General features: G+C 50.3%; 14 protein-coding genes. 6 read left to right on the top strand and 8 right to left on the bottom strand.

Going from position 1 to position 13,733, the window contains the following annotated elements; genetic code table 11:
- Window positions 1-49: 49 nt before the first annotated feature.
- A complete protein-coding gene (locus tag EV209_RS08355) occupies window positions 50-1,378 on the top strand; it encodes an MATE family efflux transporter (protein WP_330520977.1) in 1,329 nt (442 codons plus the stop codon).
- Between the two features lie 18 nt (window positions 1,379-1,396).
- A complete protein-coding gene (locus tag EV209_RS08350; RefSeq protein ID WP_130435014.1) occupies window positions 1,397-2,749 on the top strand; it encodes an MATE family efflux transporter in 1,353 nt (450 codons plus the stop codon).
- A 120-nt stretch (window positions 2,750-2,869) separates the two neighbouring features.
- Here EV209_RS08350 and EV209_RS08345 read toward each other — a convergent pair whose 3' ends face one another.
- From EV209_RS08345 to sfsA, 4 genes are read right to left on the bottom strand one after another with little or no spacing between them, the layout of a single operon-like run.
- Window positions 2,870-3,700 carry a TPM domain-containing protein gene (locus tag EV209_RS08345; protein ID WP_243647552.1) on the bottom strand — a complete coding sequence of 277 codons (831 nt, stop codon included), beginning with the start codon at window positions 3,698-3,700 and terminating at the stop codon, window positions 2,870-2,872.
- A gap of 13 nt (window positions 3,701-3,713) precedes the next feature.
- Window positions 3,714-4,793, bottom strand: coding sequence for a hypothetical protein (locus EV209_RS08340; RefSeq protein ID WP_130435013.1), 1,080 nt, complete (start codon window positions 4,791-4,793; stop codon window positions 3,714-3,716).
- Between the two features lie 14 nt (window positions 4,794-4,807).
- Window positions 4,808-5,092, bottom strand: coding sequence for a hypothetical protein (locus EV209_RS08335; RefSeq protein ID WP_130435012.1), 285 nt, complete (start codon window positions 5,090-5,092; stop codon window positions 4,808-4,810).
- A gap of 21 nt (window positions 5,093-5,113) precedes the next feature.
- The gene (sfsA, locus tag EV209_RS08330) at window positions 5,114-5,866 is read right to left on the bottom strand and encodes a DNA/RNA nuclease SfsA (protein WP_330520972.1); all 753 of its coding nucleotides are present in this window, start codon (window positions 5,864-5,866) and stop codon (window positions 5,114-5,116) included.
- Window positions 5,867-6,021: 155 nt separating this feature from the next.
- Here sfsA and EV209_RS08325 point away from each other — a divergent pair, with 155 nt between their 5' ends.
- Genes EV209_RS08325 through EV209_RS08310 form a run of 4 tightly spaced genes read left to right on the top strand, consistent with a single transcriptional unit; the run spans window position 6,022 to window position 8,792 of the window.
- Window positions 6,022-6,597: a xanthine phosphoribosyltransferase gene (locus tag EV209_RS08325; protein ID WP_130435011.1), complete on the top strand. Its 576-nt coding sequence runs from the start codon at window positions 6,022-6,024 to the stop codon at window positions 6,595-6,597.
- 10 nt (window positions 6,598-6,607) lie between these two features.
- On the top strand, window positions 6,608-7,690 hold the full coding sequence (locus tag EV209_RS08320; RefSeq protein WP_130435010.1) for a Gfo/Idh/MocA family protein: 1,083 nt from the start codon (window positions 6,608-6,610) through the stop codon (window positions 7,688-7,690).
- Between the two features lie 12 nt (window positions 7,691-7,702).
- Window positions 7,703-8,149 carry a D-aminoacyl-tRNA deacylase gene (gene dtd / locus EV209_RS08315; protein ID WP_130435009.1) on the top strand — a complete coding sequence of 149 codons (447 nt, stop codon included), beginning with the start codon at window positions 7,703-7,705 and terminating at the stop codon, window positions 8,147-8,149.
- A gap of 1 nt (window position 8,150) precedes the next feature.
- The gene (locus EV209_RS08310; RefSeq protein ID WP_130435008.1) at window positions 8,151-8,792 is read left to right on the top strand and encodes a histidine phosphatase family protein; all 642 of its coding nucleotides are present in this window, start codon (window positions 8,151-8,153) and stop codon (window positions 8,790-8,792) included.
- Window positions 8,793-9,016: 224 nt separating this feature from the next.
- Here EV209_RS08310 and EV209_RS08300 read toward each other — a convergent pair whose 3' ends face one another.
- From EV209_RS08300 to EV209_RS16495, 4 genes are all read right to left on the bottom strand, one after another.
- The gene (locus tag EV209_RS08300) at window positions 9,017-9,724 is read right to left on the bottom strand and encodes a GTP pyrophosphokinase (RefSeq protein ID WP_130435006.1); all 708 of its coding nucleotides are present in this window, start codon (window positions 9,722-9,724) and stop codon (window positions 9,017-9,019) included.
- Between the two features lie 32 nt (window positions 9,725-9,756).
- Complete coding sequence (locus EV209_RS08295; protein ID WP_130435005.1) at window positions 9,757-13,083, bottom strand: FtsX-like permease family protein; 3,327 nt, start codon at window positions 13,081-13,083, stop codon at window positions 9,757-9,759.
- 56 nt (window positions 13,084-13,139) lie between these two features.
- Window positions 13,140-13,508 (bottom strand): Fur family transcriptional regulator, encoded by a 369-nt coding sequence (locus EV209_RS08290; RefSeq protein ID WP_334295321.1) that lies wholly within the window; start codon window positions 13,506-13,508, stop codon window positions 13,140-13,142.
- A 13-nt stretch (window positions 13,509-13,521) separates the two neighbouring features.
- Window positions 13,522-13,733, bottom strand: a 212-nt coding sequence (locus EV209_RS16495; RefSeq protein WP_207220591.1) for a hypothetical protein, incomplete at its 5' end; no start/stop codon positions are given.

Here is a 13,733-nt window from a genome sequence, read left to right as displayed (position 1 = left end):
GACAGAAGGGAGATTCGTTATGAGGGGTTCTGCCCGGGCGGATCACGTTATGATGACAGAAGGGAACATTTGGAGGCACCTGGTCTGGTTCGCTCTGCCCCTGCTGATCGGCAACGTTTTTCAGCAGTTCTATAATACCGTGGACAGTATCATTGTGGGAAATTTCGTGGGCAAAGAGGCTCTGGCTGCAGTGGGTTCCAGCGATCCTGTGATCAACACGATTATCGGGTTTTTTTCTGGCATGGCAACCGGCGCAGGAGTAGTCATTTCCCAGTATTTCGGCGCGCGCAATGATAAGAATGTACATGAGGCTGTACATACCACCATCTTGATGACCTTCATTCTAAGCATTTTGTTTACTGTTTTGGGCGTTCTGATGGTTCCGCCGCTCCTGCGGATGATGGGAACGCCGGATGATGTTTTTGACTCTGCATCCACTTATCTCAGAATCTATTTTGCAGGCGTTATCGGACTGATGTTTTATAATATGGGCGCAGGTATCCTGCGCGCTGTAGGGGATTCAAAACGTCCCCTCTATTTCCTGATATTCTCAGCAATTCTGAATGTTCTTCTGGACCTGCTGTTTGTGGTAGTCTTCCGGGCCGGAGTCGCGGGGGTAGCCTATGCCACTATAATTTCCCAGGCCCTTTCCGCAGTTCTCATTCTCCTTACCCTGACCAGGGAAACCGCCGCTTACAGGATCGTTTGGAAAGAAATACGCCTCAACAAACTGATGCTTGGAAAAATATTTCGGATTGGCCTGCCTTCCGCCCTGCAGATGGGCATTACATCATTTTCCAATGTTTTCGTCCAGTCCTATATCAATGGATTTGGCTCTGCCTGCATGGCTGGCTGGTCTTCCTATGGCAAAATAGATAAATTCTGCATGCTTCCCATTCAGAGCATCTCTTTGTCAGTAACCACCTTTGTGGGACAGAATCTGGGGGCCGGGCAGCTAAAGCGGGCGAAAAAAGGCTCGTCCATCGCGTTTTTCCTCTCTATCGCCGTGTCTGTCCTGATGATGATTCCCATCATCATTTTTGCGCCTTCGCTGGTGAAGCTATTTAACCAGGAACCTGATGTAGTGGGTTATGGCACGCTGTTTCTCCGGATTCTGATCCCCTTCTATCTCTGCTGCTGCGCTAACCAGGTTTATGCAGGTTCCCTGCGGGGCGCCGGGGATACAAAAGCCCCAATGCTCATCATGATGGGCAGCTTTATTGTTTTCCGTCAGGTCTATTTGTTCATCGCCTCCCGCCTGACAGACTCCGTAACCTGGATCGCCCTGGGATACCCCTTTGGCTGGCTGGTCTGCAGCGTCCTCATTTATCTGTATTACCGCCTCAGCCATTGGGAGAAGCACAGAATTACCATGTAAGAAATGAAAGGAGTTCCTATGAACCATACAACAGCTAACCCTCTGGGCACAGAGAAAATCCCCCGCCTTCTCGTCCGTTTTGCAGTCCCCAGCATCATAGCCATGCTGGTCAGCGCCCTCTATAACATGGTAGACCAGTTTTTCATCGGCCACAGCGTAGGGATGCTGGGCAATGCCGCCACCAATGTGGCTTTCCCCCTCAATACCACCTGTACGGCCATTGCCCTGCTCTTTGGAATCGGCGGCGCGGCCAATTTTAACCTGTGCATGGGCGCGGGCAGGGAAGATGAAGCCCGGCGTTATCTGGGCACCGCAGTTTCCATGCTGGTGATCTGCGGGCTGGCTCTCTGCCTGATCGTGAATATCTTTCTGGAACCCATGATGAAAGCCTTCGGCGCCACTGACGATGTGCTGGGCTATGCTCTGACCTATACAGGGATCACAGCCTTTGGCTTTCCCTTTGTGATCCTGGCTACCGGCGGCGGCCACTTAATCCGGGCGGACGGCAGCCCCAAATTTTCTATGGTCTGTATGCTCACCGGCGCAGTGCTGAACACTATTCTGGACCCGCTCTTTATTTTTGTATTTGACTGGGGAATTGCAGGGGCGGCCTGGGCTACCGTAATCGGACAAGTTATCTCAGCCTCCATCGCTGCATGGTACCTGGCTCATTATAAAACTGTAACGCTCCGTCTGGCGGACCTGAAACCTAAGGTCAGAGACTGCCTTCAGATCCTGTCTCTGGGCATGGCGCCCTGCTTTAACCAGCTGGCCATGATGGTGGTGCAGATCACGATGAACAATGTTCTGACCTCCTATGGAGCCTTATCTTCCTACGGCAGTGAAATCCCTCTGGCCTGCGCCGGAATCATCGCAAAGGTAAGCATGATTTTCTTTTCCTTTGTCATCGGTATCTCTCAGGGGCTGCAGCCTATCACCAGCTTCAATTATGGCGCCCAAAAGGGACGCAGAGTAAAAGAAAGCTTCTGGCTGGCCCTGGGTGCTGCGACGGCAATCTCCACCCTGGCATTTCTGGTATTCCAGATTTTTCCGCGCCAGATTATCGCCCTGTTCGGTTCCGGAAGCGAAGATTATTTCCGCTTCGCAGAACAATATTTCCGCATTTTCCTGTTTTTTACTTTTCTGAACGGAATTCAACCAATATCTTCCAACTTCTTTACCTCCATCGGTAAAGCAAAGCTGGGCGTTTTTCTGTCCCTGACCCGGCAGATCATTTTCCTGCTGCCCCTGATCCTGCTGCTGCCCGTATTTATGAGAATCGACGGAGTCATGTACGCAGGGCCCATCGCAGATCTGGCCGCCGCCCTTCTGGCGGGAGTACTGATCCTTCGGGAAATGAAAAAACTGTAACAGGAAGAAATATCGTGCGCGTCCTCCCGGAGGGTTTTATTGCATAGGGAACGCAGTTTCCTATGCAATAAAAAAATCACCCTGGCAGGCCGCGGCCTTTGCCAAGGTGATTTAATTGATTCAGAACTTCCCGCTGCTCCCCCCATGGGAACGGCCGGAAGAACTGGTATGGGTGCTGCTCCCTCCCCCGCTGGAACCGGTATCCCTGGGAATTTCCGTTTTGCTCACATGAGAATACATAAAACGGTCCTGTTTTTTGCTCAGTACCATGCTTCCGGGACGGATATACTGATCCGCATCCTGTTTCATGGTCACCGTTTTCAGAGAACTTTTCATCACCTGCAGGATGATCAGCGCGATTGCCGCGCCGATCCCCAGCGCTCCGGGAATCCATAAAAGGCTCAGCGGCTTTTTCGGCATATTTCCCACATCATACGCTTTGCCGCTTCTGGCCTGGGCCAGAAAATCGCTGCACAAATCTGCAAATCCGGAAAATGCTTCTGCATAATCTCCGTCGCTCAGATCCGGAAGCACCTGATCCATAATATAATCCTGCCCCGCATCTGTAAAAGCCCTGATGCCGAAGCCATATGTACTCACCGCCCAGTCCCTGCTGTTCATGGCGATCAGCAGAAGTATTCCGTCGTCTCCGGCTCCCATGCCATATCCATTATAATCGTAAAAATCATCTGCATAATCCTTGGCCGACTTTCCTTCCAGAGAATCCACAGTCACAATCGCTACATCACACTGCTGCCTCTCGCTGATTTCATTCAGCTTCTGAAGCAGTTTTTTCTCCTCACTCTCCGTGAGCAGGCCCGCCCGGTCCACCAAACGCTCCATCTGCCGGTCCGCGGGAATGCTGCTTCCTGCCGCATCCGCCCAGACACATACAGAACTCATTAAAAGCAAGAAACAGAGCAGCAGGGCTGTTATTTTCCATCTTTTCATCCTGAGCCCTCCTTTAATGCAGCAGCCATACAAGGCCGTACGCTGCCGCGCCGATCACTGCGGTAAGGCCTGTAAACCAGCGCCAGTAAGCGCCCCGGTCCACAGGCAGATTGCCTACAAACTTGCCGGTCTGCCCATTCATGGCAAACAGATACTTCTGTCCCTTCCAGGTGGTATTCAGCACCCATACCGGGTAAAGCGCATAGCGCACTTTCCCTTCGCTCAGGCGGACGCTACCTCCCTCCGGGGTGACGCTGCTGTACCCGGAAACGGTTTCACGGAATGCGTCACTGGTGCTGGTTTTCACCCGGGCATTCGCCCGTTCCCTGCTCTTTTCCGCCGTCACATCATAACGGTCTGCCAGATAACCCGCCAGATAGCCGGGACTGAACTCCGCGGACTCCTTCCAGTCAAAGGGTTCCACTGATTCCATCAGATCATCCGGCATTTTAGAAGAGCCGTCCACAGGAACCCGCTCAAAATTGATGCTGCCCTCCCGAATCACCCTGTACACAGAAGTTTCCGTATAACGGTATTTGGAATCGCTCCAGTGCCTGAGACGGGTGGCCCGGTAAGTCATACGGGCGTCAGCTTCACACTGAAAAAGCCAGAAGGGAACATAAACGCCTTTCACTTCTTCAATATGATTCTGGGACTTAAAGATCTTCGGCAGCAGCTTCTTGCCTGTCAGATGCTTTTTTAAAGATGCTACTGCCTGGTCTTTATCCAGTTTGAAAGGTATGATATAATCCGGCCGCAAATCTCCGGAAAACTGCCCGGCGATTACCACCGGGCTGCCGCAGTAAGGGCAGCTGGCGGCTCCCATACTCTTATCCCCGATGATTTCCCCGCCGCAGGAATTGCAGGAATAAACCGCCATGTTTTCTGTTTCATCGTCCTCCCATTTTGGGCCGGAACTGGTATCCCACTCCATCCTGTCCTGCCCGCCGCTCTGCTTCTCTTCCTCATAGGACTTCAGCTCATCCACATCAAAGCTGGCGTCGCAGTAAGGGCATTTCATCCGCTGAGACGAGCTGTCAAAGCGCACCGCGCCTCCGCAGTTGGGGCATTTAAAATCCAGTATTTCCGCCATCCTTCCTCTCCTTTCTAAAACTCAAAGGGCATTTCATCCTTCGGCATACCAGGAATATCTGCCAGCATCTCCTTTAACTGCAGTTCCTCCTGCGCTTTCTGCACAGAATTCAGGTCCATATACATTACAAAAATGTCCTCCAGGGCCAATTCATGTTTCTCTGCCAGCCGCTCCATCTCTGGGCGCAGCATCTCCAGCTTGACGGATACCTGGGTTTTATCCGTATCCACGTCACAAAACACTTTATCAGCATATGCGTTAATCTGTTCCACAATTCTGATCTTCTCGTTTCTCGTCATTGTCCTCACCTTTCTCTGTCTTCACTTTATACCCGTAGGGTTTTGTTTCGCAGGATGCACATTCCTATGAAATGAAAAAATCGGGAGATGTACAGGAACAGGCGCGCCTATATTCAGGCTGTCCGGCAGAACCTGACAATCCATGGCCAGAATCCTGACTCCCGCCTCTTTGGCTCTTGCCAGGGCTTCTCCAAATTCAGGGTGTGTTTCCATATTCGGGGCAAATCCCAGGACCGGGCGCATCTGTATCACAAACAGCAGCAGGCCCATGCCGCCTTCTTTCACCCACCGGGTCATTTCTTCCACATGCTTGACCCCCCGCAGCGTCGGCGCATCCGGAAAAAGCGCTGTCCCATTCTTTTCCAGAGTAACGCCCTTCACCTCCACAAACAGCGGCCCCTCCTCTGTCTCCGCAAACAAATCAAAACGTGAATTGCCCCAGACTACTTCCCGGCGCAGCCTGCGGATTCCAGGCAGTTCCCCGCCCGGCGCTCCTGCCCTCATCCATTCCTCGGCGGCTGCATTAGGCGCCTGGGAATCTACATTAACCAATATTTCATCCTTATAAACAGCGACCAAATCATACCTGGTCTTTCTGGCGGCATTGCCGCTCTCTTCCAGAAATACCTGGGCTCCCGGCAGCAACAGTTCCCGGCACCTCCCGGTATTTTTTACATGGCAGGCCACCGCTTCACCTTCCAGCTCCACCTCAGCTGCAAAACGGTTGGTCCTGGATATAAACCTTCCCTTTTTAATCCCGCGATACCTCATCATGCCTCTCCAATTTTGTCATTTTCCGCGCATGGTACTATCATAAAAGGATTTCTCCAGGAAGTCAATACTTGCCACTCACATAAAAATATAGTATAATCGCAGCAGCAACAAAAATACATGAAGGCAAAAAATGCTTTCCTACAGAAGAGGTCAAAATGGAACTTTTAAAAGAACGCATCCGCCGGGATGGAATCGTGAAAGAAGGGAATGTTCTGAAGGTGGACAGTTTCCTGAACCACCAGATGGACATTGAACTTCTGAATGAAATCGGCCGGGAATTTAAAAGACTGTTCTCCCACTGCCCCGTCACAAAAATTCTGACCATAGAAGCATCCGGAATCGGCATCGCATGCATCGCCGCCCAGTATTTCGGCGTGCCGGTGGTCTTTGCCAAAAAAACGCAGAGCGTCAATATTGACGGCGAGGTTTACAGCACAAAGATACAGTCCTTTACTCATAAGAAAGTTTATGATGTAATTGTATCGAAAAAATTTCTGGGGCCCGAAGACCATGTTTTAATTATTGATGATTTTCTGGCCAATGGATGCGCGCTGGAGGGGCTTACAGAACTGGTTGCCAGCGCAGGAGCTGTCATTGAGGGAATCGGCATTGTAATTGAAAAGGGGTTCCAGCAGGGCGGCGACCTGATCCGGGGCAAAGGGCTGCGCCTGGAGTCCCTTGCAATTGTGGACGGAATGGACGCGGCCACAGGTGAGGTTATTTTCCGTTAAAGGAGGAACTATGGGAACACATAAAGCTGATGGGATGAACTATGCGCCAAAAGGGAAAGCCGCGCCGGTGGTCGGTCCGGGCGAGTTTTCCGTAGGCGTGATGTATCTGGATCACGGGCACATTTTCGGCATGGCAAATGGGTTGACAGAGGCAGGAGCAACGCTGAAATATGTCTATGATACCGACCCTCTGCGGGCTGCTGATTTCTGCCGCCGGTATCCTGGCTGCAAAATTGCGTCCTGTGAAGAACAAATTCTGGAAGATCCGGAAATCAGGCTGGTGGCCTGCGCTGCGATCACGTCCAGGCGCTGTGAGGTAGGGCTGAGGGTTCTGGACGCGGGCAAAGATTATTTTTCCGATAAAGCCCCGTTCACCACGCTGAAACAGCTGGAAGCCGCCAGACAAAAAACAGCCGAAACCGGCCGCAAATATATGGTCTATTATTCCGAGCGGCTCCATGTGGAAAGCGCAGTCTATGCGGGGAATCTGATTCAGGACGGAGCCATCGGACGGGTGCTGAACGTGATGGGACTGGGCCCCCACCGCCTGAACGCCCCCACCAGGCCTTCCTGGTTTTTCCAGAAAAAGCAATACGGCGGTATCCTCTGCGATATCGGCAGCCACCAGATTGAACAGTATCTCTACTTTGCCGGGGTTAAGGATGCCGTGGTGCAGCAGAGCCGGATTGCAAATTATAACCACCCTGATTATCCTGAACTTGAAGATTTCGGCGACGCCATGCTGGTGGGAGACAACGGGGCTACGAACTATTTCCGTGTGGACTGGTTTACACCGGACGGCCTCTCTACCTGGGGGGACGGACGGACTGTCATTGTGGGTACCGAAGGTTACATTGAGCTGAGGAAATATACAAATGTAGGGGTGCCGGGCAGCGGCACGGATCATCTGTTTCTTGTTGACCAAAAGGGGGAACACTATATTCCGGCAGAAGGTACGGTCGGTTTTCCTTTCTTTGGCGATCTGATCCTGGACTGCCTGAACCGGACAGAAAATGCCATGACACAGGAACACGCCTTTAAAGCAGCAGAGCTCTGTCTGAAAGCGGAAGCACAGGCAGTCCGTATCTGCTGATTAGGAGGGTCTATGAAGTTAGTCATCCAGCGTGTCAGCCGGGCTTCCGTTACGGTTGACGGGACAATCACAGGCCGGATCGGTACAGGATATCTGGTTTTTCTGGGCGTGGGCAGCGGAGATACCCGGGAAATGGCTGATCGTTATGTAGAAAAGCTGTCCAAACTGCGTATTTTTGCTGATGAAGATGGAAAAACCAATCTGTCTATTGCCGATGTAAAAGGACAGATACTGGTAGTATCTCAGTTTACGCTCTATGCAGACTGCAGGAAAGGCAACCGTCCCAGCTTCACCAATGCCGGGAGCCCGCAGCTGGCAGAAGAATTATATGATTATTTCCTGCAGCGGTGCAGAGAAATAATAGGCAGTGCGGAAAGCGGGATTTTCGGCGCAGAGATGAAAGTATCTCTGGAAAATGACGGCCCCTTCACCATCGTATGGGACAGTAAGGAGTGGTAATATGGTAAGAATATATCTGATTCGCCACGGTAGGCAGGATACAGACCTCTGTAATGTGGATGTAGGCTTGTCTGAGGATGGAAAATACCAGGCAGAGCTGGTGGGAAAACGGCTCTCACGGTACCCGGTGGACGCTCTCTATTCCAGCAACATGCTGCGGGCCGTAGAAACTGCAGAGATCATTAACTCCTTTCTGCATGTTCCTCACTTTCGGGTGGAAGATCTGCGGGAGATCAGTTTTGGAGAATTGACAGGACACAGTGATTTGGACAATCAGGAACACTTTGATTTTTTTCTGAAAAAACAGGCCAGAATGGAGTGGGATTTACCTTATCCCGGCGGAGAAAGCGGAGAAGATGTATATAAACGCGCCCTGCCTCAGCTTCAGAAGATCGCCCGGTCCGGCGCAAAAGAAATCGTGGTGGTCACCCACGGCGTCCTGATACGTTCTGTGCTGGCCGGGATCATAGGCTGCGGCTTTGCCCGCCGCAATATGTTCGGCCACCATATGGAAAACTGCAGCATCAATGAGCTTGTTTACGATGAACAGTATGATCGTTTTCTTTTGGAACGTTTTAATGATTTCTCCCATCTGGAAGATACGCCTCAGCTGATGAGGCGCAGCTGGAAGGGGAAGCAGTGAGTCCGGCGGACTGGATTCTGTCAGCGGGAATACTGGCTGCTTCAATAGCTGCCGTTTTTCTGCAGAGACGTGTCAAAAAAGCGGGAAAAGGCTGCCGCGGGTGTTCCGGTTCCTGCTGTTCCGGCTGCGGCGGCAGAATGGGCAATAAGGATATTTCTTGAAGATTTTATTTTTAACGCCCCAGGGATACTGTATCATATCAGTTTTCCCTGGGGCCTCTTTTATTATCCATTTCTGCTCTGCCTTTTTTCCGCCAGCTGCCGTTCTGTTTCCGCCGCCATTTCTTCCGCCCTGTTCTGCTCTTCTTCCACTTCCCGGATCGCCTCGTTCAGAGAAAGCATCTTTGCGTCCAGCATATCCACAATATCCGCGCACTCCTTCAGTTCAGCCTTAATATATTCCGGAGCATTTCCTTCAAATTTATAATAAATTTTATGTTCCAGGCTGGCCCAGAAGTCCATGGCAATGGTACGGATTTGAATCTCCACCTTTGTCTCCACGGGACCGTCCGACAGAAAAATCGGAATGGACACCACCATATGATAGCTCTTATATCCATTGGGTTTTGGATTGGCAATATAATTTTTGATGATCAATACCTTAACATCACTCTGCCGCCGGATCATATCCGCGATCCGATAAATATCCGAAGTAAAAGAGCAGATAATCCGAATGCCTGCAATATCGTTAAGATACAGAAGCATATTTTCAATGGTCACTTCATGCCCTTCCCGTTTCAGCTTCTTCACAATACTTTCCGGAGATTTTATACGGGATTTCACATGTTCGATGGGATTATAGTTATGAACATGCTGAAACTCGTTATTCAGAATCTCTATTTTTGTTCCAATCTCCTTTAACGCTGAGTTAAACATGAACATAACCGTTTTCCATTCATCAATCTGTTCATATTTTTTCGGTATGGTCATCATAGTTAAAATCCTCCTGGTCTTTATAGCCGTCTTTATTCCACACTCTTCAGAGATTCAATCATATCGATCTTCCGAAGCCTGTAATACATTATAAAATTCACAAACACCGCGAATATCAGCGTCAGCAGGGCGCTGTACACAAAACTGGGCCAATCAATCTTTCTCCCGAACATCATGGCATCCACCTCCACAGTCTGTATCACAAACTGATGGAGCACAATCCCCATGCCCACCCCGGCGATCATTCCGATCAAAGTCAGCAGCACGTTTTCCCTGTACACATATTCCGCGACCTCCAGATTATAGAAGCCCAGAACCTTAATGGTGGCCAGCTCTCTCTGCCGCTCAGTGATGTTGATATTGTTCAGATTGTATAATACCACAAAAGCCAGCAGCCCGGCAGAGGTAATCAGAACATATATTACCATATTAAGGCTCTGCAGCATCTTATCAATACTCTCCTCCAGGTCCCGGATAAAGGTGACGCCTGATACAGCATCCAGCTCCATCATTCTCTGCCCCAGCTGTTTCTCCGCCCCCTCAGAGGTGTCGCTGTAGTTCATCAGCATCTGATTATATACAGGGGCTTCCCCATACAGCTCTTTATATAGTGAGGGAGTCAAAAATATGTAATGATATACATAGTTTTCTACAATGGTTTCCACCCGCACCTCCGCAGAAGAGGTTTCCCCTTTTTTAATGACCACTGTATCACCTACGCCAACTCCCAGCATTTTCGCGGTTTTTTCAGTCAGGGCTGCTCCGTTCTCAGGGAAAGGGTATTCTTCTCCGCTCTTCCGGTCGCGGAACTTCATGAACTCAAATACCTTATTCAAATCGGCCGGCACATACAGCGTAGCGCTCTTTGTACTGTCCCCTGCTTCCAAATCTACGTTCTGACTATAAAGCTCCATGTTCTCCCGCATACCCGGGTATTCCTTTACTGCCTCACTCAATTCCTCTTTCTGAGCCCCATCCGCCTTTGTATTCAAAGTAATGGCAGAATTATAGGTAAAAATATTTACATACTGATTCTTCGCTACAGTCAGGATCGAATCCTGTACGCCAAATCCCACCAGCATCAGCGCCATGCAGCCCCCGATCCCAAATATTGTCATAAAAAATCTCTTCTTATAACGCACCAGGTTTCTCACTGTGGATTTCTGCGTAAAATTCAGCCGGCGCCATAAAGGGCCTATATGTTCCAGAAATACCCGTTTTCCGCCCTTGGGAGCTTCCGGGCGCATCAATTCAGATGGCTTGGCTCTGAGCTCTCTCCAGCAGGCCGCCAGAGTTGCAATTCCTGTACAGGCTGCTGAAGCAATCACAGCCTGCAGCGCCTGTTCCCAGTTAATTGGAGTCAAATAATAGGGCAGGCCGGTATAGAGCATTCCGTAAGCCTTCATGATAACCCAGGGCAGCACCTTTTCTCCAACTACAACGCCCAGCACGCTGCCTCCGATTGTAGCCAGCATAGCATAACAGAAATATTTCAGCGCAATGATCCCATTCCCATATCCCAGCGCCTTGTAAGTTCCAATCTGGGTACGCTGCTCCTCAATCATGCGGGTCATCGCCGTCAGGCTGACCAGGGCCGCCACAAGGAAAAACATTACCGGAAATACTTTGCCGATATTGCTGATTCTCTGGGCGTCCTGTCCAAAAGTCACATAAGACTCTATCTTATTCCGGTCCAGCACATACCATTCCGGGACCTCCAGCTCTTCAAGCGTCTTCTTTCCCTTATCAATCTGCTCCCGAGCGTCGGCCAACTGCTGCAGCGCCTCCCCGTGGGAATCCTGAAATTCCTGTTCCGCATCTGACAGCTCCTGCTTTTTTTCCTTCAGCTGTTCTTTGCCATCGGCAATCTGGCTTTCTCCGTCAGATACCAGCTGTTTTGACTCCTCCAGCCTCGCCTCTCCATCCTTCAGCTGCTCTTTGGCCGCAACCAATTCAGAAGACTTTTGTTCCAGCTGAGCTTTGGCTGCAGTCAGTTGGGACCGGCCTTCTGCGATCTGAGTCTCGGCTGACGCAATCTGTGCGGCAGCGGCATCCAGCTGCTGCCTGGCGGCTGCAACCTGGCCGGACCGTTCGTCCACTTCTTTTTGGAGTTTATCCAGGTTTTCTTTCATCGCATCAAAAACAGGCGTAGTAGTTATACCCAGCTGATCCAGCTGCGCCTTATAATCTTCCATCTCTGCCTGAAGCTCGCCAAGGCGTTTCTGTGCAATCTCCAACAGCCCGGCGCCTGATTCATATTCTGCTTTACCGGAAGCGTACTCTGCCTTACCCTGGGCCAGCTGTTCTTCCGCCCCCTGAAGTTCCTGCTCTTTCTCTGCCAGCATTTGTCCGGCCTGCGCCAGCTGTGCTTCCCCATCCGCAATCTGCTGTCTGGCAGATTCCATCCCGGCTTCTCCATCCTCGATCTGAGCCTTGGCATCCTGAAGTTCCTGTTCCTGTTCCAGAAGCATCCGCTCCGCTTCCGACAGCTGCCTGCTGCCCTCATCCAGCTGATCCCTGCCATCCGCCAGGGCCGCCTCTCCATCCGCAACCTGTTTCTCCGCATCTGCAAGCTGCTGCTCCAGATCGGCCTTCAGCACATGATACCTGCGGAGACAGGCTCCTTCGGCAATACCTTCCAAACGGCCGGCCACCTTCTCAGAAATGCTGTCATAAGCATCCTCATAGCTCATCTCTTCAGCCGCGCCCTCAAGAGCCACATATATCTCCGTAAAGGCCGGAGAAGTAAATGCTGCCGGAGAAAGTACGGCAAAACAGTCAATGCTGCCGTCCCCTATAGCGCCTGTCCCCCGGCTCAGATCCATATAATAAGGTAACCTGCCAACCCCCACAATTTTCAATTCCGTAAATTTCAGAGATTCCGAAAGATCGGTGTCCGTTCCTGACTGTAACTGAATCGTATCTCCAATATCATACCCTGATTTTGTTAAAAAAGCAGTGTCGACAAGGCATTCATCTTCCTTTGCCGGCAGCCGCCCCCTGTCCACCGCAGCAGTATTAATCACCGTTGTTCTGGATACCAGCCTCAGAGTCAATTCGACTTCTCCTGTATCGCAAAGCGCCTCCAGCGCATATGCGCCTTCCGCGCGCTTCACGCCTTCCACGCTGCTGATCTCTGCGATATCATCTTCCGTAAGGCCAAGCGTGCTCAGTATCCGTATATCCATTAAGTTTGTTTCATCATAATATGTATCAGCAGATATTTTCATATCCGACTGCGCGGAGCGGATTCCTGAAAAAAACGCGGCTCCCAGCGCAACAATGAAAAAAATAGAAATAAATCTGCCTTTATTTTTTCGGATCTCTCTCCAGAAATCCGTCCACAGTGCTCTTTTCATCTAAACACCTCTGTATATTCTTCTCTTTGAGTATATCATACTTCGGGCATTTTTTTCTAAAGATTCCCATAAAAGTAAACATTATGGCCGTCTATTACACCGTCATAATACTTCTCAGCCAGCTTATTCATATCCTGAACAAGCTCCATAGGCAAGTCCTGGACGCAGCCGCATTCTGTACATACTACATGATAATGGGGTTCTGTATTCCAGTCAAAATGATCCGCGCCGTCTCCGGGGGTCATTTTGTTCACCTCTCCGAGGGAAGCCAGCAGCGACAGATTCCGGTAGACTGTCCCGAGACTGATATTGGGAAAAGCTTTCCGGATATTCATATATACCACATCTGCTGTGGGGTGGTCTGTTCGTGTGGCCAGAAATTCTTTAATAGCTTCGCGTTGTTTGCTGTATTTCAGCGCCATGATTTCCTCCTTCTGGTCAATAGTGGGGGACATACTCGTAAATAATAACGATTACTAATATTGTACGCCGGCAGGAAAGAATTGTCAAGCAGAATTGAGCAGGTTTTTTAAAGATGATGCGAAGATTTAAAGTAATTATATATATCTTTTTGACTATCTTTTTATATCTTCTTAAATGTCCGCAAAGCCTTATTTTATCGGCTCTACGGGCATTTTGCTTTTGTGGTA

It is taken from the genome of Cuneatibacter caecimuris (assembly GCF_004216775.1).
GTDB classification, from domain to species: Bacteria; Bacillota; Clostridia; order Lachnospirales; family Lachnospiraceae; genus Cuneatibacter; species Cuneatibacter caecimuris.
This window is presented reverse-complemented; position numbering and strand designations above follow the sequence as displayed.